This window comes from Paraburkholderia unamae (assembly GCF_003096875.1).
Lineage (GTDB): Bacteria > Pseudomonadota > Gammaproteobacteria > Burkholderiales > Burkholderiaceae > Paraburkholderia > Paraburkholderia unamae.
This window is the reverse complement of the sequence record NZ_QEOB01000001.1, coordinates 139,018-164,352: the sequence shown is the minus strand read 5'-3', so window position 1 is coordinate 164,352 and position 25,335 is coordinate 139,018. Positions and strand designations below refer to the sequence as shown.

The window sequence follows — 25,335 nt, the reverse complement described above, 5'->3', positions numbered from 1 at the left end:
CCACGCGTGCGGAGCGCGTCGAGGGACGGATGCGCCGCGGGCCCGCCGCGCGGGCTGGGGCAATGTGGGGGCAACTGCGGGGCAACGCGGAGGCAACTGCGGACAACTCGGGGCAACATCGGCGCACCGCGCGACGTGTTAACATCGCACCTCCCGCGTGAGAGGCCGCCGCGATGTTCGCGCGCCTCGCGCCGTGCGGTGCGCCGCGCTTTGGCGGTTATTGCCCGAAGCGGCGGCGTCACGAGAGGCGCAACGCCCGCACGCATCCCAGCCGTACCACCCGTTTTTCCAATCCAGCAACGATGTCCGCAGGCCTGAATCCCGCCCAAAGCGAAGCGGTGCGCTATCTCGACGGTCCCTGTCTCGTGCTCGCGGGCGCGGGCAGCGGCAAGACGCGCGTGATCACCCAGAAGATCGCGCACCTCATCGAAGCGAAAGGCTTCGAGCCGCGCCATATCGCCGCCGTCACCTTCACCAACAAGGCCGCCGCCGAAATGCGCGAGCGCGTGGGCAAGCTGCTCGAAGGCAAGACGCTCACGACGCCCGGCAAGGAAGGCCGCAAGGTGCCGACCAACCAGCTCACGGTTTGCACGTTCCACTCGCTGGGCGTGCAGATCCTGCGCCAGGAAGCCGAGCATCTGAGCCTCAAGCCCCAGTTCTCGATCATGGATTCCGACGACTGCTTCGCCATGATCCAGGAGCAGGTGGGCTCGACCGACAAGGGCTTTATCCGCAAGATCCAGTCGATCATCTCGCTCTGGAAGAACGGCCTCGTGATGCCCGAGCAGGCGCTCGCGACCGCGTCGAACGAGGACGAGCACCAGGCCGCCATCGTCTATCGCAACTACATGGCGACGCTGCATGCTTATCAGGCCGTGGACTTCGACGACCTGATCCGCCTGCCTGCCGAATTGTTCGCGAAGAACGAGCCGGTGCGCGAGCGCTGGCAGAACAAGCTGCGCTACCTGCTGGTCGACGAGTACCAGGACACCAACACCTGCCAGTACGAGCTGCTCAAGCTGCTGGCGGGCCCGCGCGCCGCGTTCACGGCCGTGGGCGACGACGACCAGGCCATCTACGGCTGGCGCGGCGCCACGATCGAAAATCTCGCGCAGCTCGGCAAGGACTACCCGAAGCTGCACGTCATCAAGCTGGAGCAGAACTACCGCTCGACGGTGCGCATTCTCACGGCGGCGAACAACGTCATCGCGAACAATCCGAAGCTCTTCGAAAAGAAGCTCTGGTCCGAGCACGGCATGGGCGACACCATCACCGTCACGCCCTGCAACGATGAAGAGCACGAAGCCGAGTCGGTGGTGTTCCGCCTTTCCGCGCACAAGTTCGAGCGGCGCGCGCAATTCCGCGACTACGCGATTCTCTATCGCGGCAACTTTCAGGCGCGCATCTTCGAGCAGGTGCTGCGCCGCGAGCGCATTCCCTACGTGCTCTCGGGCGGCCAGTCGTTCTTCGACAAGGCCGAGATCAAGGACATCTGCGCGTACCTGCGCCTGATCGCCAACCACGACGACGATCCCGCGTTCATCCGCGCGATCACCACGCCGCGCCGTGGCGTGGGCAACACCACGCTCGAAGCGCTCGGCTCGTTTGCCGGGCAGGCGAAGGTGTCGCTGTTCGAGGCGGTGTACATGGGCGGCATCGAGGCGCGGCTGTCGGCGCGCCAGGTCGAGCCGATGCGCGTGTTCTGCGACTTCATGCAGCGCCTCGCCGAGCGCGCGCATAAAGATCCGGCGACGGTCGTGCTCGACGACCTCATGGACGCGATCCACTACGAGGCGTATCTCTACGACGCGTTCGACGAGCGCCAGGCGCAGTCGAAGTGGCAGAACGTGCTCGAATTCCTGGAGTGGCTCAAGCGCAAGGGCACGAAGCCGGAGCAGGAAATCGGCGAGGAGAGCGAGGCCACGGGCTACGACAATGCCGACGGCCTCGCGGACACCGGCAAGAACCTCATGGGCCTGATTCAAACCGTCGCGCTGATGTCGATGCTCGAAGGCAAGGAAGAGGACCCGGACGCGGTGCGCCTGTCCACCGTGCATGCCTCGAAGGGGCTGGAGTATCCGCACGTGTTCCTGGTGGGTGTGGAAGAAGGGATCATGCCGCACCGTGGCGGTTCGGAAGACGACGTGATCGACGACTCGCGCATCGAGGAAGAACGCCGCCTCATGTACGTGGCGATCACGCGCGCGCAGCGCAGCCTGCATCTGAACTGGTGCAAGAAGCGCAAGCGGGCGCGCGAGACGGTGGTGTGCGAGGCGTCGCGCTTCATCCCCGAGATGGAACTGGACGAAGCGCCGCCGCCCACCGCCGAGGAAGCGCCGATGACGCCGAAGGACCGGCTGGCGAGTCTCAAGGCGCTGCTGCAAAAGGGCTGATGACCTTGCGCGCGGCGCGTGTTTGCAATTTCGGGATGCGCCGCGCAGTAGAGTGAACGACCTTGTTTCACTCCCGGCCGATACCTGATGGATTCATTGCTTGCGCATTACCGTCACGCGCTCGAAACCTATATCGACGCGAAGGACAACACGAAGCCCGCGCGCATCCACGAAGCGTTCGTGCCCGATGCGGTGCTGACGTTTTCGCTGGCGACGCCGAACATCACGTTTCCGTCGCGCAGCGTCGGCGCCGAGGCGATCGCGAAGACGCTGGTGAGCGATTTCGGCGAGCGTTATTCATGCTGCCGCACCTACTACCTTTGCGAAGCGCAAGCGCTGGCGGCGCATGACCGCGTGATCGACGCGCTGCCGTGGCTCGTCGTGATGCGCGAGGCGGCGGCGGGCGTGCTGCGCATCGGCAACGGCACGTATCGCTGGACCTTCGACGCCAATGAGGCCGCCCCGCGCGTGGCGCAATTCCACATTCATATTGCGCGCATGGACGTGATCGACGACCCGGACGGCGCGCGGCTCGCGCGCTTGCAAGAGGGCTTGAGCTATCCGTGGCTCGCCCCCGCCGATCTCGCCGCGCGTTACGGCGCGCTGGCCGACGAGGCTTCGGGCGGGCTCGCCTTCGCTCGCGCATTCTCGCGACCGGCGCACTGACGCGCGAACGCTTGCTCGTCTGCGGAAGTAAAAATCCCCGCGCCGTATCGCTACGGGCGGGGATGGGCGTGCGGTTGCGGCACCTTACTTCGCGGCGCTCACCATGTAATCCACCGCGGCCTTCACGTCGGCATCCGAAGCGGTCGAGCCGCCCTTGGGCGGCATCTGGCCCTTGCCATGCAGCGCGTAGTTGTAGACGGTGTCCATCGAATCCTTCAGGCGCGGCGCCCAGTCGGCCTTGTTGCCGAACTTCGGCGCGCCCAGCACGCCCGCGGCGTGACACGCCTGGCAGACCTGCTCGTAGAGCGCCTTGCCTGCTTGCGAGGCGTCGGCGCTTTGCGTGCCGCCACCGGCCGCCGGGGCCGACGACGCTTGCGGAAGGGCCGCGATGGCCGCTGCGGCGGCTTGCGCCTGGGCGGCGTTCGCATCGGCCGCACCCGAAGCCGGAGCGGCCGCGCCCGCAGCCGCATTGGCGGCATTGGCCGCGCCGGGCGCGGGCTTGGGCGGGTCCTGGAAGGTCGCGCCGCCGTGGTTCGCCATGTAGGCAACGGCGAGGCCGATTTCGTAGTCGCTGTAGTCGTCGGGGCTCGTGCCGCCGCGCGGGGGCATCGCCCCCTTGCCGGAGAGCGCCGTTTTCCAGAGCGTGTCGTAGCCCTGCGCGATGCGCGGCGCCCAGTCGCCCGCGTTGCCGAACTTCGGCGCGCCCGCTGTGCCCGCCGCGTGGCAGGCCGAGCACACGGCTTGATAAACCTGCTCGCCGGTCTTGAAGACGCGCGGCGCGTTGGCGTCGCGCAGGTTGAGCTGCGCGATCGGCGCGATGCGCGCGGAGACCTGCTGGTCGGAGAGTTCCTCGGTGCCCGCGCCGGTGCGCGTCGTGTTGTCGACGTAGTAGGCGAGCAGAATGATGATGACGATGGGGACGGCAAACCCGGCGATGACAGCGGCGATCAGCTGGCCGGGCGTTTTGATCGGGGCTCCGTGGGGTGCTTCGCTCATGCTTGTCTCGTCTCCCGTTGGTTTTTTGGTGAGCGGTACAGCAGGACGGCAATGGCCATGCGTCGGATCAAACACCGACGATTATAGTCGGAAGGGTTTGCGGCGGGTTGGCGCGCGCGGGGGGAGTTCAGCGGGCGTTTACCCGGAGCGCGGGCCGCTGGCGTTCTGGCTGGCGTCCTGGTTCATGGCGCCGTCGACCCGCATGATCGTTGCGCCGTCCCCACGGGCCCGTGCGGTGGACGGTTTAACCGAAACCGGGTATTCTCTCGGTCTCTCTTCGGTGCTGTCGTCCCCGTGTTCCACGGTCCGATGGCGGCGCCAGCAAGTCAATGCGCCCGTAGCTCAATGGATAGAGTACTGCCCTCCGAAGGCAGGGGTTGCTGGTTCGATCCCAGCCGGGCGCGCCAAGTCTGACAAGGGTTTCCGCCCGATCTTCCTCCAAGCGGTTTCGATTACGCGGTACACGCGTATCTCAGCACCTGTTCTCAGCGCCTGTTCGCGTTCGACCTCGCACGAGGCCCTGATCTACCGATCCGATAATTGGGGCCCAATCAGATAATCCCATCAAAAAGAAAAAGCCCGCACAAGGCGGGCCGGCTTTCTTCAATTCACAGCGACCGTAATCGTGGTCGCCGCTTCACCTGCGCGCCATGCTCAAGTACTGCCCGGCGTTGCGGCTCGCCTGCATGTTCGACTGATACTCGGCCCCCAGCGCCTGCCGGGCGGCCCGCGCGACCTCGACGATGCGGTTGTCGATCTCGTAAATCGACCGCAGCCGCGCCATGACTTCCTGCGGCGGCTGCGCGCCGAGCGAAGCGAGGAGCGGCGAGCGCGCGTCCGCGAGCTGCGCGGCCCGCTCCCACTCGCCGACCGCGACGGCCTGTTCGAGGTCTTTCGTCATCGACCAGATGTGCTCGATCGGGGCTACGTTTTGCATGGTTCGCTCCTGGCGGCGCTCAGCCCTTGTTCGTGGCGAGCGCGCCTGCGCTGCTGGTGCCGCCGAACAGTTGCGTGAGGTATTGCGAGTTGCTGTTCATCGTCGCCATCAGCGTGTCGAGCGCCGTGAACTGCGCCGTGTACATGCTGGTGAGCTGGGCTTGCCAGTTCGTCAGCGTCGTCTGCTGGTTCGACAGGCTCGTCAGGTCGGCGTTGATCGCGTCCGTGCGGTTCTGGATGATGCCGCCAGTCGACGTGTAGTTCGTGATGCTGTCGTCCAGTTGCGCGGCAATGCCGTTCACCGGGTTGAACAGCGACGCCACGACCGACTGGTTGTTCTGGAGCGCGCTGCTGAGCGTCGAGTCGTCGACCGACAGCGTGCCGTCCGACTGGAGCGTGATGCCGATCGCGGCAAGCGTCGTCTTGGAGGTGCCGCTGCCCACGCCGCTGCCCACAATCTTGGCGAGCTGGTTCTGGATCGTGCTCAACGTGGAGTCGCCGATCAGCACGCCTTGCGACGTCGAGTTCGCGTTGAACGCCGTGAGCGAGCCCATCGTCGTGACGAGCGTGTTGTAGAGCGTCACGAACGTGTCGATCGCCGAGCTCTCGGCGCTCGTGTCCTGCGCGATCGTGAGCGTTTGCGTGGTGCCGACCGCCGCAGACGTGAGGTTCAGCGTCACGCCGGAGAGGGCCGTCGTCACGGAGTTCGTGGTGCTGGACACGCCCACGCCGCCGAGCGTGAAGTACGAATTCTGGGCGGCCTGAGTCTGGGTCCAGCCCGAGCCGCTGATGGTCGACTGGCTGGGGTTGTACGTGTTGTTGCTGCTATCGGTGGCGGTGAGGTCGCTCGAGCTGCTGATCGTCTTGCCCGGCGTGGTCGTCACCGCGAGATCGTTCAGCGCGTCGGCCTTGCCGTTGGTCGTATTCGTGTCGCTGATCTGGATGCTGATGCCGCTCGACGCGCCCGTCGTGGTCGATTGCAGCACGAGGTGGGCGCCGTCCGAGCCGGTCACCACGGTCGCGGTGACGCCGGGATTGTTGTTCGACGAGTTGATCGCCGAGGCAATGCCGGCAATCGTGCTGTTCGAGCTGTTCAGCGAAATCGTGGCGCTCTGGCCGTTGACCGACAGGGTCATCGTGGCCGCGCCGGTGGCCAGGGCGGTCGACGCGTCGTAGCCCGCCGAAGTGAGCACCTGCGACGTGGCGACCTGCGAGACATTGAGCGCGTACGAACCCGCCACCGCGCCGGTTGCGGCCGAGGCGGTGACGCCGGTGCCGCTCAGGGTGGTCGAGAACGTACTGAGCGTGTCGCCGTCGCTGAGCGGCAGGACGGCTGCCTGCAACGCGGAGAGTGCCGCGGAGAGCGTGCCGTATGCCGAGATCAGCGTGTTGTCGGCGGTCTGTTCGGCGGCGATGGTCGCGGCCTGGCCGGCGGTCTTGCTGTTGACGAGCGCGGTGACGAGCGAGCTCGTGTCCATTGACGAATTGGTCGAGCCGCTGATGATCGACTGGGCGGCTGCCTGCACCGAGGCTTGGGCGGCGGCGGTCGTGGTCGCAACTGCGCTCGCGATCGCAGCAGTCGTAGATCCGGTTACGGTGGACATGAGGGGGCTCCGTGCGTCGGCAAGGCCGGTTAAAACGGTTGAATGCGTGGTTGAACGTGCGCTTGAGCGTACGGTCGAATGCGCGATTTAACGCTGGAAACGACAATCGGGAGGCAAGCCTCCCGACGGATTTGCGACCGGCGCGCGATGCGCTGCGCGCCGGAGGCCAGAGGCCGGAAGCGTCTTACTGGAGAAGCTTCAGGATCTGCTGCGGCTGCGAGTTCGCTTGTGCCAGCACCGAGATACCGGCTTGTTGCAGAACCTGTGCCTTGCTCAGGTTGGCGGTTTCCTGTGCGAAGTCCGCGTCCTGGATCGACGACTGGGCGCTCGACAGGTCGGTCGCTTGAGCTTGCTGCGTCGAGCCGATGGCGGTGAAGCGGTTTTGTGCCGCGCCAAGCGTTGCTTGCAGGTTGTTCAGCGTGGTCAGCGCGTTGTCGATCGACTCCATCGCCATGCTGGCGCCGCTCTGGCTGCTGATGTTGATGCTTGCCACGTCCGACGGCGTGTTCAGCGCGTCGATCGTCTTGCCGACCGTGTCGTTCGAAGTCGCAGTCGTGCCGCTGGTGAGGGTATCCAGCTTCGTGGCGCCAGCTGAGCCGATGCCCGAAGCATTGGCGGCGCTGATGGCGGTGTTGCCGTTGGCGTCGGTCGCCACGTTGGTGGTGCCGAAGATGGCCTGGGCTGCGGAGAGCGACAGGGCTTCGTTGTTCTGGTCGGTCAGCGTGTAGCCGCCCTTGCCGTCCGAGATCACGTTGATGGACGTGATCGTGGCGCCCGAAGCAACCGAAGCGCCGCTGTTGTCCAGCGACAGGCCGCTGAACGAACCGAGCGTGTTGCCGGCTTGCACGTTGCCGGTGCCGAGCTTGGCAGCCGACATGTCTTGCGTGAGGCTCAGGCTGATCGTCTGGCCGACGTTAGCGCCGACCTGGAACGACACGTTGCCCATCGAACCGTTGAGCAGGTTCATGCCGTTGTACGTCGTTTGCGACGCAATACGGTTCACTTCCGAAATCTGTTGCGTGACTTCCTGCTGGAGCGCCGCGCGGTCGTCGTCGGTCATCGAGCCGTTCGCTGCTTGCGTGGCCAGCTGGCGGATACGTTGCAGGCTGCTCGTCAGCGAGGACAGGCCGCTCGATGCCGTTTGCACCATCGACGTGCCGTCGTTCGAGTTCGACACGCCCTGGTTCAGACCGTTGATCTGGGTCTGCATGATGTTCGAGATCGCGAGGCCTGCTGCGTCGTCCGCTGCGCTGTTGATGCGCTTGCCCGACGACAGACGCGTGATCGCTTGCGACAGCGCGCTGCCCGAACCACTCAGGTTCTGCTGCGACACGAGCGAGTTGATATTGGTATTAATTCCGAGCATTTCAATTCTCCGAGTAGGGCAACGGCCCGATCCCAAAAAGCGGCAGCGGTAAGTGAGTTGGCCGCCTTGTTTGTGATAACGGTCCCCACCGGGAAAACTTTAAGGGAGGAATCGACAAAAAAAGTCAAATGGGGACAGAATAAATCCAGGGACGGGATCGGGCGCGGTGCCCGCAAGCGGATGTCCGGTGCCTGCGCATCGAAGGAATTGGGCGCGAAAAGCGTGCTTGTCTGCCGGATCGCGGGCTCGCGGCGGCCGATACACTGCCTGCTAGCCCAATTCCGCCGCCAGTCGTATGCCAACCGTCAGCATCCTTATTCCCGCGTTCAAGCCGACCTACCTGGCCAGGACTTTGGCGAGCGCCTGCGCGCAGAACTATGCGGACATCGAAATCCTGGTCGGCGACGACACCCCGGACGCCAGCCTGCGCGAGATTGTCGAAGGCGTGAACGATCCGCGGATCCGCTACTTTCACCACGGATTCCAGGACGGGCTGCGCAATCAGGAGGAACTGTGGGCGCGCGCGGCCGGAAAGTACGTGAAGTGGCTTTACGACGACGATCTTTTGATGGCGACTTCGGTGGCCACGCTGGTGGCGGCGCTCGAAAGCCATCCAGAATCGGCCATGGCTTTTCACCAGCGGGTGGTCATCGACGCCGACGACAAGGTGATCGACGTCCCGGCCGCGCTGCTCCAGCCCGGCGCGACAGCGCTGCTCGATCGCGCGTTTCTGGTCGAGAACATGGTGGTGAGCGCCAACAACTTCGTCGGTGAGCCCAGCAACGTCATGCTCGTGCGCGAGCGGGTCGATGTCCGCGCCATGATGAAGTACCGGGAGCACGCGTTCATCTATCTGACCGATGTCACGATGTACCTGAACATGGCCCAGTTGGGGCCGGTCGTCATCGCCGGCGGCTACCACAGCTGTTTCCGGCGGCACGCGACACAAAACTCCGGCGTTGCGAACCCGTGGCTCGCGGCGGGCTTTTTCGAATGGGAAATCATCGTGCGCGGCGAGGCGGCTGCCGGGACCATCGGCGCGGCGTCGCTCGACAAGGCGCGCGAGCGGCTGGACGAGGTTTACCGCTTTGCCATCGAGCAGCGCGGCCTGTTGGGGCTGGAGCCGCTGCGGCAAAGCCTGGACGAACTGGGGCGCATGCCGCCCCGCGAGCTGCCCGAGTCGCCCCGGTTCCTCGACGGCATCGCTCACGCGCGCGCGGTGGCGTCGGCAAAGAAGCGCAAGCGCGTGCGGCTCGTTTGCGCCACGCGGGGAAGCCAGGCGCAGTTCATGACCGAAACCGCGCTCGGCCGCTCATTGCGGCTGTATGGCGCTTCCGGGCGTGAAGACGACGTGGATATCCGCCTGACGATCAACAACACGCAGGGCTTGCCTGCCATCTACAACGCCGCGATCGAAGCGGCGGCCACTGATCCGGCGATCCTCGTCTTTATCCACGACGACGTCTGGCTCGCCGATTTTTTCTGGCAGGCGCGCATCCACGGCGCCGTGGACCATTTCGACGTGGTCGGTATCGCCGGCAATACACGGCGGGTGCCGGGCCAGCCGGCCTGGCATTCGACGACGCTCGCCTTCGAACCGGACACGGATCATCTGAGCGGAAGCCTCGGCCGCGGCCGGGGTATGCCCTGCGACGAAGTGAAGCTGTATGGCCCATCGGAGCAGGCGTGCAAGCTCCTCGACGGCCTCATGCTCATCGCCGACAGCGAAACGCTGCTGGCCAGCGGGGTGCGCTTCGACGAGCGTTTTGCGTTCGACTTCCACGATCTGGACTTCTGCCGGCAGGCCGAACTGGCCGGCCTGCGCATGGGAACGTGGGCGCTCAGCGTGATTCACGAGGGTGGACGGCGCTACGGCACTGCGGCATGGCACGAAGGCTACAACCGGTATCTGCGCAAATACGGCGAGACGGCGGGGCCTGACATGCCCCTCGCGCAGCTCGACGCCAATGAGGCGTAGTGAGGGGGAAAAGCCCCTTAGTTCCCCAGACTGAAATGGCGGCCCGAACCTCAAAATCTCGGGAACGACTCATCGCGATTGATCATGAAATTGCCCGGCCCCGAGCCCATCTACGTCACCCAGCCGTACATGCCACCGCTGGAGGACTTCATCCCCTACCTGGAGAAGATCTGGGACTCGCGGCGGCTGACCAATCATGGGCCGATGCACGAGCAGCTCGAGCATGCGCTCGCGGAGTATCTCGGCGTCGAGCACATCGCGCTCTTTTCCAACGGCACCCTGGCGCTGGTCACGGCCCTGCAAGCCTTGCGCATTGCTGGCGAAGTCATCACGACGCCGTACTCCTTCATCGCCACGGCGCACGCCCTGCGCTGGAACGGCATCGAGCCGGTGTTCGTCGACATCGACCCGGTGACGCTCAATCTCGACCCCACGAAGATCGAAGCGGCCATCACGCCCAAGACCACGGCGATCCTGCCGGTGCATTGCTATGGCAACCCGTGCAAGGTGGAGGCCATCGAGAAAATCGCCGACACCTATAACCTGAAGGTGATCTACGACGCCGCGCACGCCTTCGGGGTGCGCGATGCAGGCGGCAGCATCCTGCGCCACGGCGACCTCTCCGTACTGAGCTTTCACGCCACCAAGGTGTTTACGACCTTCGAGGGCGGCGCAATCATTTGCCCGGACAAAAAGACCAAACAGCGCATCGACAACCTCAAGAATTTCGGGATTGTCGATGAAACCACCGTCGTCGCGCCGGGCATCAACGGCAAGATGGCCGAGGTCAATGCGGCCTTCGGCTTGTTGCAACTGCAACACATCGACAAGGCGCTGGCCCGCCGCCGCGAGATCGGCGAGAAGTACGGCGACCTGTTGAAGAACGTGCCCGGCATCGAATGCGTCCAGCAACGGGAAGGCAACGGCACGAACTATTCGTACTACCCGATCCTCGTTGGGCCGGAGTATCCGGTCAGCCGGGACGCGCTGTTCGAGCACTTGCGGAAAAAGGGAATTCACGGCCGCCGGTATTTCTATCCACTGATTACCGAGTTCCCGATGTATCGCGGCATGCCAGGGGCTTCGCGCAGCAATTTGCCCGTGGCGGCGAAAGTCGCCACGGATGTGATTTGCCTGCCGATTTATCCGAACCTCACTGACGATGAGGTCGAAAACATTGCAGCACTGATTCGAGACATTACATGACTACCGATTACCAAACCCCCACCATCGAGCAGTTCATCGAAAACTTTCTGGTCGTCACGGACTTCCAGAATCCGGTGGAAGTGACCCCGGAAACGGAATTGAGCAGCCTGGACGAGTGGGATTCGCTCGCCGCGCTGGGCGTGATCGTGATGTTCGACACGGAATACGGCAAGGCGATCACGGGTGAAGACCTGAAGAAGTGCGCAACGATCACCGACCTCTACAAACTGCTCGGGTAAGAACATGGCTTTTTCCACTCTGCGCAACGTGCGCTTCGCAGGCATGGCGACATGTGTGCCCAGACGTGTCTATGACAACGTCCTCGACGCTCCGCCGCAAATCCGTTCGGAGCGCGAGCGCCTGGTGCGCAATATCGGCATCAAGACGCGACGCCTTTGCCCGGAGTGGCAGTGCTTTTCCGACCTGGCTTTCGACGCGACCGAGAAGTTGCTGGCCGAGCTGGAGTGGGACCGGGAAGAGATCGATGCGCTGATCGTCGTGACGCAGTCGCCGGACTACCCGATTCCGTCGACGGCGATCATCTTGCAGGATCGCCTGAAGCTGTCGCAGGCGACGATTGCCTATGACGTGAACCTGGGCTGCTCCGGTTATCCCTTCGGTTTGCATTTGCTGGGCAGCATGATTGCCGCCGGCGCGATCAAGAAGGCGCTGCTGCTGATCGGCGATCGCTCGGGCAATCTTCGCGACCCCTTGTTCTCCGATGCCGGCACGGCGACGGCGCTCGAATTCGACGAGAACGCGCCGCCCATGCACTTCGACCTCAACAGCGACGGCAGCGGCTACAAGGCCATTTGCCTGCCGGTCGGCGGCCATCGCGAACCGGTCGGCATCCACCATCTGATCCCGACTCGCGACGAAGGCGGCTTTTTCCATTCCGGGCTGGACTTGACGCTCGATGGCCCTGCCGTGCTGAGTTTTTCCACGCAGCGCGTACCGCCCGCCGTCGAAAAGATTCTGGAAAGAACCGGCATGAGCAAGGACGACATCGACTATTTCGTCTTCCATCAGGCCAACAAGATGATCAACGAAACCATCCGCAAGAAACTGGGCTTGCCGGTGGAGAAGGTGCCGTCGACCTTGCCGGATTTCGGCAATACGAGCGGTGCATCGTTGCCTGTGACGATGACGGCCCGCTTGCACGACGTGCTGGGCCAGGCCCGCCATCGCTTGCTGTTGAGCGGCTTTGGCATTGGCCTGTCGTGGGGCACGGTCATCATGGATATCGAAGGCGCGAAGCTTCCGGCATTGATCGAGTCATGAACATGGACAATCCGTTTTCGCTTTCCGGCAAGCGCATCCTGGTCACGGGCGCGTCGTCCGGCATTGGCCGCCAGATCGCGATCTCCTGCTCGCAGATGGGCGCGCAAGTCGTCATCACGGGTCGCGACCGCGAGCGTCTGAAACAGACGCTCGAGATGCTCGACAAGTCGGCGCTGGCAGGACATCAGGCAATACAAGCCGAGCTGACCAATGCATCCGATCGTGACGCATTGATCGCGGAACTGGGCGGCGTTGCGTTGAATGGCGTCGTGCATAGCGCCGGCATCTCGCGGCTCAGCCCGGTGCGCATGTTCACGGAGCAGCATTTGCGCGAAGTGCAGGCCATCAACGTCGACGCGCCCATGTTGCTGACGCAGGCGCTGCTCAAGCGCAATCTGGTCGCACAGGAAGGGTCGCTGGTATTCGTCGCCTCGATTGCGGCGCACATCGGCGTGGCCGGCGTCGCGGCTTATTCGGGCACGAAGGCCGCCCTGATCGCCATGACGCGCTGCCTTGCGATGGAAGTGGTCAAGCGCCGTATTCGCGCCAACTGCCTTTCGCCGGCCCTCGTCGAAACACCGTTGCTGGAGGCGACCGCCACCATGGTGGGCTCGATGGAGCAGGAGCGAAACAACTACCCGCTCGGCTTCGGCAAGCCGGAAGACGTGGCCAATGCCGCGATTTTCCTGTTGTCGAACGCGAGCCGCTGGATCACCGGCACGACGATGGTGATGGACGGCGGCTTGACCATCAGCTGACATGTCGAACGCTCATCGCAACCTGCTGATCGTCGGGGCCGGAGGGCTCGGCCGCGAAGTATTGGCCTACGTCGAGGACGACAATCCCTTATTCAAGGTGAAAGGCTTTCTCGACGGCCGTCCTCACGCGCTCGACGCAACGCCGCGCGACGTGCCGATCGTCGGCGATCCGCTGACGTACCAGCCGTTGCCGAACGAGGCGTTCATGGCCGCGCTCGGCGACCCGCAGCAGCGCTTCAAGTACACCGCCACGCTGCGCGACGTTCATCACGTCGATTTCGCGACGGTCGTGCATCCGCGCGCCAATGTCAGCAAGCACGCGCATCTGGCGCACGGCTGCATCATCGGCCCCGGTGTCGGCATTTCGGTCGACACGCACGTCGGCGCATTTACCTGCATTCAGGAATACACGGTTGTCGGTCACGATGCGCGCATTGGCGGGTGGAGCCAGATCAACAGCCACTGCACGATCGCAGGCGGCGCGCGTATCGGCAACTTCGTCACGATTCATCCCAACTGCGTGATTACGAGCCGCGCCGTCATTGGCGACGGCGCGACAGTCGCGCCGGGCAGCGTTGTCATCGGCCGAATTCCGGCAGGCATCACGGTCCTGGGCAATCCGGCCAAACGCTTTTCTTTCCGCTGATTTTATGTCGACTCAACAGATCCCGCCCCGCGCTTACGCCGATTCTGTCCAGCACGAAAACGAGTTGAATGGCTTGTTTCGTCAGTCCTGGCTTTTCGCCGGCCTGAAACTGGAACTGCAAGGCAACTCGCATCAGGGCGTGCGCCTCGGCAATACGGAAATCGTTCTGCAATGCGACGAGGCGGGCAAGCCGCGCGCGTTTCTGAATGTCTGCTCACATCGTCATGCCCGCTTGTGCGAGCCCGGCAAGCATCGCGGCTTCGTGCGTTGTCCGTACCACAGCTGGGTCTACGACAAGTGCGGCGTGCCGCTGAGCGTGCCGCAAAAGCAGGCGTTTCCTCAAGTCGTCGCTCAGCCGGAGAACTTCCGTTTGCAGGAGTTCGCGTGCGAGGCGGCAGGGGAATTCATCTTCGTGCGCCTCGCGCAAGACGGCCCGAGCCTGCGCGACTATCTCGGTTCGCAATATGACTTCCTCGAACACGCCAGCGTTGGCTTGGACGCGGTGCAGGACGAATTCCGCGAAGAGGTCGGCGCCAACTGGAAAGTCGTGATCGAAAACGCGCTCGAGGGCTATCACGTTCCCTCGGTGCATTCCGGCACGTTCATGGAAGTCGACGGCATGAGCCGCGAGAAAGAAGCGCCGCGCTTTTTCTTCGACGACGCTCGGCACAGCCACCTGGAACACGACGCCAACGCCGACTGGGTCGCCCGCTTCAAGCGCATGGAATCGAAGATCGGCAGCTGGCCGTGGCGTTTCGAGCATTACACGCACCATCACATTTTCCCGAACCTGACCGTGACGTCCTTCATGGGCTACAGCTTTCACGTGCAGCGTTTCGACCCGACCTCGGCGGAATCCACGACGGTGCATTCGCGCACGGTCGGCGTGAAATTCGAAGGCGCCACGGAGGCCGGGAAAAAGATGATGGAGCACATCTACGCCGACGGGCACGCCTTCACGAAGAAGGTGTTTGCGGAAGACGGCGCGATTTGCGCCAAGGTGCAGGCGGGCGTGCGCCAGGCGACGAAGCTGGCTGTTCTCGGCGAGGGAATCGAAGACCGCGTTCGTCATTTTCAGCAGGCCTATGTTGCAGCCCAACCCATTGAAGGACAGGAATGAGTGCCGTTGATATCGCGGGAAAAACTGCGGAAGAATCGTTTTATCGTCTGTTGGAGCAGTATCGGGAAGATGCGGCCTGCTTCGTCCCCGACAATGCGCGCAAGGTAATCGGGAAATACGGCAAGGAAACGAAATACGTCGTGCTCGGCACGAAGGATTTCGGCGCGCAGTTTATCGCCGCACTGGGCGAGAAGGGCCGCGCGCTGCATGTCGTGGACGACTTCAAATGCCATCGCGGCGAGCAGTTCTGGGGCGTGGATATCATTTCCACCGACGTCTTCCTCGATCTGGTCAAGAAAGACCCCGCCATCGTCGCGATCAATTCCTGTCGCTATGACCATTCCAAGCGCTTCTTCGACGATCTGTGCCGTCGCCACGAGATTCCCTGCCTGAATTTCGAGCAGGCGGTGCGTGTTCTCGACCTGAATTCGTCGCTCGACTATCGCGTGGCGGACTGGGCGCAGGTCATTGCAGACCGTGCCGACGGGTTCGTTGCGTTGTCGAAGCGCCTCGCGGACAGCTATTCGCAGGAAACGCTCTGGCGCGTGCTCTCGTTTCATCTGACATGCGACCCGGAGTGGTATCTGAACGTCGCCCGGCCGTATTGCACCTTGTATTTCCGCTCGGGCCTGTTGTCGTTCACCGATCACGAAAAATTCGTCGATTGCGGCGCTTCCATTGCGGAGTCCACGACGGGCTTGATCGGAACGACGCAAGGCAAGTTCGATCGCGCATGGATGATCGAGCCGGATAACCTCAACATCAAGACGCTCAAGCAATTCCTGCGACGTTTTGAAGGTACGGACGTGGAACGCAAGGTCAGCCTGCATCCTTATGCCGTTGGCGAGAGCCGCGCGATGGTGCCGTTCAACCATGTGGGCGGGCACGGCGGATCGATTCTCCCTGGCGGCGACGAAAAGCCCTCGGGGATGGTCGAGCTTCGCCCTGTCGACGAGATCATCGACGACGCGCCTACCTTCATCAAGATGGACATCGAAGGGTTCGAGCTGCCGGCGCTCAAGGGCAGCGTGAAATCGATCCAGGCCGGACATCCGAAGATGGCCATTTCGGCTTATCACCGCGCCACGGATTTGCTGGATCTCCCGGCATTCGTCGATTCCATCGAGCCGGGTTACCGGATCGGCCTGCGTCACCACACCGAAGACCGGTGGGATACCTGCCTGTACTTTTACTGAGCCGGCGAGCAAGGAAAAGCATGGCAATCAGTAACATCTTCATCGCCGGTATGGACAAGTGCGGCACGACCGCGCTGTCCGAATGGGTGGTCGCGAACGATCTGGCCGAAGACAGGGTGCCGGGTGTGAAGGAACCCGCGCTGTATGTCAGCGATGAACCGCATCCCGGCAAATTCCGCCTTCCCGAAGGGCGTCCGCTGCTGGACGCGACCGTGGCCTATTCCAAGAGCGCCGAATACATTGGCTTGCTGCCCGAGCACGACACCCGGATTGTCATTTGCTGGCGCAATCAGCTCGACCGGTCGTGGTCCTTGTACAAGATGCTGAAGGTCTACGAAAGAAGCGGCGCCGAACTCGACAGCTATTTCCTTTCGCCGCTGGAAAAGCGGGGGGCGGACGAGATCAAGCGCCGGACTTTTTTCGAAATCGTCGAGCGTTACTTTCCGCGGCGTCTACACGGCGTGTTCAAGGGATACGTCGAGAAGGAAATGGAGCATATCCGCACCCATAGCTTTCTCGAACGCGTCGAGTACGAAATGGGTTTTTATCTCTCACGGCAGCAGTGGCCGTTCTGCTCGGTGCTTGCCGGCGGGTTTTATTACCGCCCGATTCGCATGCTGCTGGAAAAATACCTGCCGCAAGATATCGCGGTGATCTCCGTCAATCAGCTTGCCGACCCCGATCGACGCCGCCACTTCGTTCGCGAGGTGTTCGAGCAGGACGTCGATACGCCTGACGTGCCGCTGTCTTTCTCGATCGAAAACATCGAGCTCGAAGAACCCAAGCCGGATTTCCGTGACAGGAAGTTCGACACGCTGCGCGCGTGCTTTCGCTACGACCTGGAACAAGCCCGTGAACTGGTCAAAACGACCTTGTTCGGAGACAGTCTGCTTGACCACGCCGGACTGGATCGCTATTTCACTGAACAGACAAGATAAATGACGAACGCATCCTCATCCCTGCGCGAGCGGCTGCTGCGCGCCTTTGCCGACGATACGGCGCCCGCGCGCGCCGCCGCCAGTCTGAAGGACGTGGCGCTGGTCGTCTGCGGTCCCGGCTCATTCCTCGCGTCGATTCATCTGCCGAGCTTGCTCGCGCGCGGGGCGAACGTGGTGCTGGCGGTGGACGACTGGTCGCGCGTGGACGAAGTCGCCGGCATTCCGGTGTGCACGTCCGGGCAGTTGGCTGCCGAACTGGCGCGGCGCGTGCCGAAGGGCACGCCGGTCAAGGCCGTCGATTTCACGCAGAGCCGCTATGGGCAGGCGCGCTTTCGCGCGCTCGCGCAGCATCTGGACCTGCCGATGCACGATCTCGTGGAATTGCTTGCGGCCTATGATTGCCCGGGCGTCTACGAGCCGGTGTTGCAGTATCGGGCGCGCACCAAAGAGCGTGCCGACGACTGGCTCGCTTTCGCCGAAAGCCTCGAAGACGAGCGCAGCCGCGAAACGCTCTATGCCGTGCTGCTCCAGCGCCTGGAATTCGATCGCCACGCGCTGGATTCGATCCTGACCAGCCCTCATGACGAATATTTCGGCGTGGGCAGCGCACATAGCGAAACCTTCGCGATCGGTACCCGTGAGCACTTCGTCGATTGCGGAGCGCATACCGGCACGGTCGTCGCCAAGCTGCTGGGCGCGACCGACTGGAAGGTGGAGAGCGTGCACGCGTTCGAGCCGGATGCGAAGAACTATGAGGCGTTGAACAAGCTGATGCCCTATCCGCTGCCTTTCATGAACGCGCATCACTGTGCGGTGTCCGACCGTAACGAGACCCTGCGTTTCCACGAAACCGGCACGATGGGCAGCCATGTCAGCGCGAGCGGCGGAGTCGAGGTGCCTTGCGTGAAGCTCGACGATCGGGTGGAAGACGCTACCTTCATCAAGATGGACGTCGAAGGTTTCGAGGCGCGCGCCTTGCGCGGCGCGGCGCAGTTGATCGCGCGGGCAAAGCCGAGAATGGCGATCGCCTCCTACCACTACGCGAACGACCTGCTCGACGTGGCTGATACGCTGCGCGAGATCGTCCCTGGCCATCGCCTGAACTTGCGTCATCACTACAGCTTCTTCTACGACAGCATCATCTATGCTTCGCCGCGCGATGACTGGGCGCCGCTGACGCGGGCGCAATAGGAAGCCCTTCGACATGGCTATTGAATCGAAGCTTCCGCCGCGATGCTTCTCCGATCCGGCTATCTTTGCCGCCGAGCAGTCGGTCCTGTTCGAGAGAACCTGGCAATTTGCCTGCCTCGGGACCGACGTCCGCGACGACAAGGATTTTGTGACCGGCAATGTCGGCAGGCAGCCATTCGTGTTGCAGAATTTCCGCGGCCGTCTCGGTGCCTTGCATAACGTGTGCTCGCATCGCGCGGCACCGTTGCAGCCGGCGGAACGCGGCAATCGCGGCCTGCATTGCCCGTATCACGGCTGGGTTTATGACCCGTCCGGCGTGCCGGTCGGCATTCCGCACAACGAGGCGTTCTATCCCGTTAGCGTGGAGGAGGCCAAATGTCTGGCTGCGAAGTCCTTTTCGCATGCGGCGTTGGGCAACCTCGTGTTCGTGTCGGCCGCACCGGACGCTGACTTGCGTACGCAGTTGGGCGAGCACGCCGGTTTGCTGTCGAGTATCGGCAACGCGCTCGACGACATCAGCTTTCGCACCCGTATCCATGCCGCGTGTAACTGGAAATTCCTGATGCACAACGGCTACGACGACATCCACGCGCAGTTCGTGCACCCGGTGTCGTCGCTGGATACGCGCGACTACACCGGCGCCGAGTGGTTGTCCCATCCTTTCGACGCCGCCGGCGAACGCATTCCCGAGGGTTACGGCAAACGCCATGCGTTGCTCAAGGTGATGATGACGCAAGAGGCGCTGGCGCGTAATGCGGCGATATTCGAAGGCCGCCTGGCGAATCGGGAATTTGCGTTCGACCACTACATGCATCTGGCGCTGTGGCCCAACGTCATCATTACCTCGGTGCAGGGCCTTTGGTACAACATCGTGCGTTATCGTCCGACTTCGGAGTCTTCGACGGAAATCGATGTGTGGGTGGTTCCGGGTCGCCAGAAAGACGGCCAGTCCAAAATCACGCCGGATGTCCTGTATCACCTGGCGCTCAGCGGCCTGCGCGTGTTCAACGAGGACATCGAGGCGGTCGAATCCAGCCAGCGCGGCATTGCGTCGGTGCGGCGCCATGCGGCATTGGGCAAGCGTGAAGACAAGATCATCAATTTCGACAGCGCCTACGTCGCCGCCATGACGCGCGCTGGTGTCGACATCGGCGCATAACCACGCCTAATCACGATACGAGAACGGTATTTCATGAGTCGCAAGATCATCGTATTTGGCGTTGGCCCTTTCTCGCGCATGGTCTGCTCGTTGTTCGCGGACAGCGGCGCCGACGCGGTTGTGCGTACGGCGCATCAGCGTTTCATCCCGCAGGACGAGCAGGGCGATTTGCCTTTCGTGCCGTTCGAGGCGCTGGCGCAGAGCCATCCGCCGCACGAGTACGAGGTGTTCGTCGCGCTGGAGCACGCGAGGCAGAACGCCGCGCGCGCCGAAATCGCCGAAACCGCCCGCCAGCAGGGTTATCGACTGGCTTCGTACGTCAGTCCTTCGGCGCAACTCGGCGCGGGTGTTGTCATCGGTGAACACAGCCTGGTGCTCGAAGGCGTCATCGCGCAATACGGCGTGCAGATCGGCGACAACGTCATCGTCGGGGCAAAGTGTTTCTTCGGTCAGGGTACGGAAGTGGGCAAGAACGCCTACTTCGGCTCCGCGGTGTTCGTCGATCGTTACGCGAAAATCGGCAGCCATTGCACGATGGGGAGCCAGGTTCGCATTGCCGAATCGGTGAACGTGCCGGCCTGGTCCTATCTCAGGGCGTTCGAGGATGTGCGCGCCTCGTCGACGGAACCGGTTTTCGTCCATGAGGCGCTGCGCGCGGCCGCCCGCATTGTCGATCGCCGGCTTGCCGTAGAAAAATAGAGCAGGGCGTGCCGCCCCCGCTTTTTGGGGGCCGCAGACGCCGCGAAACACAACGAAGCTAGCGCAGCCTTCCGGCATCGGCTTCGTTTCCGCTCATGTCAGGCTGCGCTCGCCGGAGTCCGGCGGGACTCCGGCTTGCATTGCGCTACTCCCCGTATTTCCCCAGATACCGCTCGTACCCCTCACGCCAACCCGGCGACCCGAACGCCCCTCCGCTTTCGTGCACCACGCTCAACGGCCAGGTGCCCATGCGCAGGCCTTTGAGTTCGGCCTGGCGGCAAAAATCCATGTCGTAGAAGTGGAACTTGAACTGCTCGTCGAATCGCACGTCGCGGCTCACCAGCGTTTCACTGTCGGCAATCAGCAGGAGGCCGTCGAGCAGCTTGCATTCCTGTGCGACCGGGCCGAAGTTCGACACGTCATGGCACGGGAATCCCTTGCCGTGGCCGACCGTTCCGCTCAGGTAGCGGCGCTCGTCCCAGCGCAGATCGGGCGTTGCGAAGATCCATGACGGCTGCTTCGGCAGGCGGCGCAGGTTGCCGGCGAGGCCCACTACGTCGAATTGCGTGAGCGACCGGCGCACGCGCAGGTTCCAGAAGAAGTCGCTGAGCCAGATGTCGTCGTGAATGAAGACGAGAATCGCCGGGTCGTGCTTTGCCTGCTCGATGGCCTCGTTGTAGATGGTGGAGAGCCCGCGCGAGTTGCTCGCGAACAGTTGAAGCTGGATGTCCGGCTGGTTCGCGTACGGCTTGAGCGTGCGGCCCAGTGCGGTTTCGGTCCAGAACTGCTCGCGGCTGCTCCGCGTGCCGCAGACCAGACGGATCGGCTTGAGTGCCGCGGGAGTGTTGTCGACGTTGTCGCTCGTCGCGACCGGCGTGGCCGCCGCTCTGGCGGCGGGTTGCGCGTCGACTTCCCGCGCCGCGGCCGGCTGCGCCAGCGCATGCTTGTCGCGCGCCGCCACCTCGAAGTGGACGGGTTCGAGCCCGTCGCACCAGCGTTGCCACATCGTGCGCAGCGCGCGCGAAGCGGCGTCGGCGATCGTTTCCGCGCTGATGAGCGAGGACTGCGCGCAATGCGCCCGAAGCTCGCCGCGCACCATCGCGAGCGCTTCCGGGTCGGCGGCCAGCGCGACGCACTTGCTCACGAAGTCGTCCTCGTCGCGCGCGACGAATGCCTCGTCGATGCCCAGGTGCGAGAGCCAGCCCGTGCTGCCGCGGCTCGCCATCGAGACACCGGGCAGGGTCACGGTCGGCACGCCCATCCACAGCGCGTGCATGGTCGTGGTCGAGCCTGCGAACGGAAAGGCGTCGAGGCACACATCGACCTGATGGTGCTGCTCCAGATAACCCGCCATGTCCACGCGCGGCAAGAAGCCGATGCGGCTGCCGTCGATCCCTTCGTTCGCGAACAGCGCGCTCACCTTGCCGATCTGCTCCGGCGCGACAATCGCCCCGATGACCATGCGCGAGTGCGGCACCTCGCGCAACACGCGCGCCCACAGCGCGACGACTTCCGGCCCGATCTTGAGCATCTTGCTGAAGCTGCCGAAGGTCACGAAGCCGTTCTTCAGGGCGGGCAAGGCGTTGACTTCGGGCGCGAGCGGGTGCGGCTTGAACGGCGCGAGCGCCGGCAGGAACACGAGCTTTTCGGAGAACTGCCCGGCGAACTGCGCAAGCGGCGTGACGAAGCGGTCCGACAGGTAATAGTCGATGGCCGTCAAACCCGTCGTCGACGGATTGCCGATCCAGCTCGCCTGCACCGGCGCCGGTTTGTGCGCGAAGGTCACGAGCCGGTTGCGGCCGGTATGGCCGGACAGATCGATGAGGATATCGATGCCGTCGGCGCGGATCTTTTCCGCGAGCGCCGCGTCGCTCATCCCGGCAACCAGATGCCAGCCCTGGGCGTGGGCGCGAATCTGCCCGGTGTAGCCGTCGCTGACCGTGTGGTTCGAGTAGAAGTGCAGGGCGAGGCTTGTGTCGCGCGCCAGATGCTCGACGATCGACAGCAGGAAATAGGCGATCGGATGATTCAACAGGTCGCCCGAAACGAAGCCGATGCGCAGACGCCGCGACGCATCGCGATCATTGGCATGCTTTGGCCGGCGCGCGCGCAGGGGCGCCTCGTGGCGCGTCGCGAATTCGCGGTACTGCGCGAAGGTGCTCGCTGCGTCGAGACCGTACTTGTGCATCAGGCAGAACAGCAGGTTGCTGTGCACCTGCGCCTGCATCGGCGCCAATTCGAGTGCGCGACGCAAGGCAGGTTCGGCCGCCTTGCTATCGCCATATTCGAGCAGCGCGACGCCCAGGGCGTCGTGCGCGAGCGCGTTGTCCGGCGTGAGCGCCACGGCGCGGCGGAAACAGTCGATGCTTTCGGCGTGACGGCCCATCGCCTGCAAGACGACGCCCAGGCTGTGATGCAGCGCCGCGCTCTCGGGATGGCGTTCGAGCGCCTGGTGGCAGTGCGCTACGGCTTGCTCTAACTGGTGCGTGATTTTCAGCGCGTCGGCGAGCAGGGTTTGCGCGGAGAGGGTGTCGGGCAGCAGGGCGGCGGCGCGCTCGGCGGCGCTCGCGAACTCCGTGTGCTTGCCCAGGCGTTGCCACGCGCACGCGAGCGCGAGCCAGCATTCGCCGTGCGACGGGTATTGCTGCGTCAAGCGCTGCGCGGTCTTGAGCGCCGCCTCGATTTTTCCGCTGGCGAAGAGATCGGTGTACTGGCGCATCTCCTTGGCGTTCGCGCGCCGGCCATCGCTTTTTGCCGGGGGCGCGGCATCCGCCGCGGCGATCTCGCGTTCGGGTTGCGCCGCGACGGTCGGCGCGACGGCTTCGGCCGGAACCGGTGCGGCGACGTCGAAATGCTCGGGCGCGAGCCCGTCGCACCAGCGCTGCCACATGATGCGCAGCGCGCGTGATGCGGCTTGCGCGACCGGCTGCGCACGGAACACGTTCGACTGCGCGCAGTGCGGGCGCAGCTCGTGGCGCAGCGTCGCGAGCGCCTCGACGTCGGCGGCGAGCGTCACGCACTTGCGCACATAGTCGTCCTTGTCCTGCGCGACGAAGGGCGCGTCGAGTCCGAGCAGCGAGAGCCAGCCCGTGCTGCTGCGGCTCGCCATCGAGTCGCCGGGCAGCGTCACCGTAGGCACGCCCATCCACAAGGCTTGCAGCGTCGTGGTCGAGCCGCCGAACGGAAACGCGTCGAGAATGACGTCGATCTGGTGGTGCTGCTCCAGATACTCCCGCATGCCCTTGCGCGGCAGAAAGGCGAGGCGCGCCGCGTCGATGCCTTCGGCCGCGAACAGCGCGGTCAGCTTGTCCATCTCGTCCTGACCGGAAATCGAACCGATGGCCAGACGCGCATCCGGCACTTCGCGCAGCACGCGCGCCCACAGCGCGACGACCGCCGGTCCGATCTTGCTCATCCGGCTGAAACTGCCGAACGTCAGAAAGCCGTTGCGCGCCGCGGGCAGCGCGTTCACGGGCGGCGCGTGCTCCGGCGCCCGGAATGGCGCGAGCGCGGGCAGGAACACGAGTTTTTCCGTGAACTTGTCGGCGAACCGTTCGAGCGGCGTGACGAAACGGTCGGTAAGGTAATAGTCGATGGACGCGAGTCCGGTCGTGGCCGGATTGCCGATCCAGCCGACCTGCACGGGCGCCGGTTTGTGCGCGAACGCCGCAAGCCGGTTGCGGCCCGAATGGCCCGCGAGGTCGATGAGGATGTCGATGCCGTCCGCGCGGATCTGCTGCGCGAGCGCGGCGTCGGTGAGACCGAATACGTCACGCCATCCGCCGGCGAACGTGAGGAGCCGGGCCGTGACGCTGTCGCGAGCCGGATTGTTCGAATAGAAGTGCAGCGAGAGGCCGTTGTCCTGCGCGAGATGCTCGACGGCGGGCAACAGAAACGACGTCACGGGGTGATCCACCAGATCGCCCGAAACGAAGCCGATGCGCAGTCGCCGCGACGGATCGCGCGGGTTCGCATGGTCCGGCCACTGCGCGCGCAGCGGCGCTTCGTGGCGCTGCGCGAACTCGCGCGCCTCGGCCCGGAACATCGCCATGTCGCGATCGACCTTGTGCATCAGGCAGTGCAGCAAAGCGGTGTACGCGCTGGCGTCCATCGGCGTCAATTCGAGGGCGCGGCGATAGGCGGTTTCCGCCTCCTCGTTCTGGCCGTGCCCGAGCAGGGCGGTGCCGAGCGTGCCGTAGATGTCGGCATGGCCGGGCGCGAGCGCCGCCGCGCGGCGGCAACTGGCGATGCTTTCGGTGTAGCGGTGCGTCCCCGTCAGGCTGTTTGCCAGCATGCGATGCAGTTCGGCGTAGCGGGGAAACTGCTTGAGCGCCTCGCGGCATGCGGCCTCGGCGCGCGGCCAGTCGGCAATGGCGCACAGTGCGCTCGCCAGCAGCATGTGGGAAACCAGATCCTGGGGGAGCAACCGCACCGCGTGCTGCGCGGTGGCCACGGATTCGGCGTACTGCGCGAGACGCTGCTGCGAGAGCGCGAGCGCCCGCCAGCCTTCTCCGTGCGACGGGTAATGCGTCGTCAGGCGCAGGGCGGCTTTGAGCGAAGCCTCGATCTCTCCCTGGCTGAACAGGGCCGCGTGCTCGTTGAGCTCCTCGACGCTCGCGCGACGCGTATCGCTCGACGGCATGCGGGCGATCAGCGTGGCGAAGGCCGGCTCGCGCACGCCGAGTTGCTGCGCCAGGTCGCATGTGGCCCGCGCCGCTTCGGTCTGGCCGCTCTCGATCAGGGCGTTGATATAGCCGACCCAATACGGGCCGTTGTTCGGCTCGCGATCGAGTGCGGCTTCGAAATGCGGCCACGCCTCGGCCTGGCGGCCCGATTGCACGAGCAGCAGCCCCAGATGATGGTGCGCGCCGGCGTGATCGCGAATCGCGTCGAGAATCGCGGTGTAGAGCGAAGCCGCCTCGTCGAATTCCTGCCTGCGGTGATGCTCGAACGCCGCTTGCATGACGACGGCAATGTCCTGCTCCAGCTGTGGTTCGCGCTCGGGGGCGGCGGTTGAAGTAGCGGCAGTGGACATGTCGAATTCACGCATAGATGGCGAGGAGGCGGAGCGTGCCATTATGCGGGGCGCTCCGCGGGCCCTAAGCGCCGAGCTAACGCCAAAACGACCGTCAATTACGAATAACGGCGACGTGTTCCGGCAAAAGGGGCGCAAGCTATTACGACCTCTTTTGCATGCTGAAT

General features: G+C 64.1%; 19 protein-coding genes and 1 tRNA gene. 15 read left to right on the top strand and 5 right to left on the bottom strand.

The features are described 5' to 3' along the window. The first annotated feature begins 302 nt into the window (after nt 1–302). The gene (locus tag C7402_RS00745; protein ID WP_112170277.1) at nt 303–2,393 is read left to right on the top strand and encodes a UvrD-helicase domain-containing protein; all 2,091 of its coding nucleotides are present in this window, start codon (nt 303–305) and stop codon (nt 2,391–2,393) included. A gap of 87 nt (nt 2,394–2,480) precedes the next feature. Next, a complete protein-coding gene (locus tag C7402_RS00740; protein WP_116609340.1) occupies nt 2,481–3,059 on the top strand; it encodes a hypothetical protein in 579 nt (192 codons plus the stop codon). A gap of 84 nt (nt 3,060–3,143) precedes the next feature. Here C7402_RS00740 and C7402_RS00735 read toward each other — a convergent pair whose 3' ends face one another. After that, nucleotides 3,144–4,055: a c-type cytochrome gene (locus C7402_RS00735; RefSeq protein WP_112169937.1), complete on the bottom strand. Its 912-nt coding sequence runs from the start codon at nt 4,053–4,055 to the stop codon at nt 3,144–3,146. A 331-nt stretch (nt 4,056–4,386) separates the two neighbouring features. Between C7402_RS00735 and C7402_RS00730 the strand changes: the two genes are divergently transcribed. Next, a tRNA-Arg gene (locus C7402_RS00730) sits at nt 4,387–4,462 on the top strand. Between the two features lie 230 nt (nt 4,463–4,692). Here C7402_RS00730 and fliT read toward each other — a convergent pair. From fliT to C7402_RS00715, 3 genes are all read right to left on the bottom strand, one after another. Then, nucleotides 4,693–4,992 carry a flagellar protein FliT gene (gene fliT, locus C7402_RS00725; protein ID WP_112169936.1) on the bottom strand — a complete coding sequence of 100 codons (300 nt, stop codon included), beginning with the start codon at nt 4,990–4,992 and terminating at the stop codon, nt 4,693–4,695. Nucleotides 4,993–5,011: 19 nt separating this feature from the next. Continuing rightward, nucleotides 5,012–6,595, bottom strand: coding sequence for a flagellar filament capping protein FliD (fliD, locus tag C7402_RS00720; protein ID WP_116609339.1), 1,584 nt, complete (start codon nt 6,593–6,595; stop codon nt 5,012–5,014). A gap of 184 nt (nt 6,596–6,779) precedes the next feature. Continuing rightward, on the bottom strand, nt 6,780–7,961 hold the full coding sequence (locus C7402_RS00715) for a flagellin (protein ID WP_112169934.1): 1,182 nt from the start codon (nt 7,959–7,961) through the stop codon (nt 6,780–6,782). Nucleotides 7,962–8,256: 295 nt separating this feature from the next. On the opposite strand from C7402_RS00715, the gene C7402_RS00710 reads away from it, so the two are divergent. The 12 genes from C7402_RS00710 to C7402_RS00655 all read left to right on the top strand — a co-directional run bounded on the left by C7402_RS00710 (nt 8,257) and on the right by C7402_RS00655 (nt 20,133). Further along, nucleotides 8,257–9,939 (top strand): glycosyltransferase, encoded by a 1,683-nt coding sequence (locus C7402_RS00710; RefSeq protein WP_116609338.1) that lies wholly within the window; start codon nt 8,257–8,259, stop codon nt 9,937–9,939. A gap of 84 nt (nt 9,940–10,023) precedes the next feature. Further along, entirely contained in the window at nt 10,024–11,145 is a 1,122-nt protein-coding gene (locus tag C7402_RS00705) for a DegT/DnrJ/EryC1/StrS family aminotransferase (RefSeq protein WP_112169932.1), read from the top strand. After that, on the top strand, nt 11,142–11,384 hold the full coding sequence (locus C7402_RS00700; RefSeq protein WP_112169931.1) for an acyl carrier protein: 243 nt from the start codon (nt 11,142–11,144) through the stop codon (nt 11,382–11,384). Before C7402_RS00705 ends, C7402_RS00700 begins: the two co-directional genes overlap by 4 nt. Nucleotides 11,385–11,388: 4 nt before the next feature. Beyond that, complete coding sequence (locus tag C7402_RS00695) at nt 11,389–12,426, top strand: ketoacyl-ACP synthase III (RefSeq protein WP_112169930.1); 1,038 nt, start codon at nt 11,389–11,391, stop codon at nt 12,424–12,426. Between the two features lie 2 nt (nt 12,427–12,428). Continuing rightward, nucleotides 12,429–13,184 (top strand): SDR family NAD(P)-dependent oxidoreductase, encoded by a 756-nt coding sequence (locus C7402_RS00690; protein ID WP_112169929.1) that lies wholly within the window; start codon nt 12,429–12,431, stop codon nt 13,182–13,184. Nucleotide 13,185: 1 nt separating this feature from the next. After that, nucleotides 13,186–13,830: a PglD-related sugar-binding protein gene (locus C7402_RS00685; protein ID WP_116609337.1), complete on the top strand. Its 645-nt coding sequence runs from the start codon at nt 13,186–13,188 to the stop codon at nt 13,828–13,830. A 73-nt stretch (nt 13,831–13,903) separates the two neighbouring features. Then, the gene (locus C7402_RS00680) at nt 13,904–14,950 is read left to right on the top strand and encodes an aromatic ring-hydroxylating oxygenase subunit alpha (RefSeq protein WP_224045144.1); all 1,047 of its coding nucleotides are present in this window, start codon (nt 13,904–13,906) and stop codon (nt 14,948–14,950) included. After that, nucleotides 14,947–16,146: an FkbM family methyltransferase gene (locus C7402_RS00675; RefSeq protein WP_116609335.1), complete on the top strand. Its 1,200-nt coding sequence runs from the start codon at nt 14,947–14,949 to the stop codon at nt 16,144–16,146. The genes C7402_RS00680 and C7402_RS00675 overlap by 4 nt, the downstream gene beginning before the upstream one ends. A 20-nt stretch (nt 16,147–16,166) precedes the next feature. Continuing rightward, the gene (locus C7402_RS00670; RefSeq protein WP_112169925.1) at nt 16,167–17,084 is read left to right on the top strand and encodes a nucleotidyltransferase domain-containing protein; all 918 of its coding nucleotides are present in this window, start codon (nt 16,167–16,169) and stop codon (nt 17,082–17,084) included. Beyond that, on the top strand, nt 17,085–18,275 hold the full coding sequence (locus tag C7402_RS00665) for an FkbM family methyltransferase (RefSeq protein ID WP_116609334.1): 1,191 nt from the start codon (nt 17,085–17,087) through the stop codon (nt 18,273–18,275). A 13-nt stretch (nt 18,276–18,288) separates the two neighbouring features. Next, on the top strand, nt 18,289–19,434 hold the full coding sequence (locus tag C7402_RS00660) for an aromatic ring-hydroxylating oxygenase subunit alpha (RefSeq protein WP_112169923.1): 1,146 nt from the start codon (nt 18,289–18,291) through the stop codon (nt 19,432–19,434). A gap of 33 nt (nt 19,435–19,467) precedes the next feature. Continuing rightward, the gene (locus C7402_RS00655) at nt 19,468–20,133 is read left to right on the top strand and encodes an LbetaH domain-containing protein (RefSeq protein WP_116609333.1); all 666 of its coding nucleotides are present in this window, start codon (nt 19,468–19,470) and stop codon (nt 20,131–20,133) included. 145 nt (nt 20,134–20,278) lie between these two features. On the opposite strand, the gene C7402_RS00650 is transcribed toward C7402_RS00655, so the two are convergent. After that, entirely contained in the window at nt 20,279–25,168 is a 4,890-nt protein-coding gene (locus tag C7402_RS00650) for an O-linked N-acetylglucosamine transferase family protein (protein WP_224045145.1), read from the bottom strand. Between the last annotated feature and the right edge of the window lie 167 nt (nt 25,169–25,335).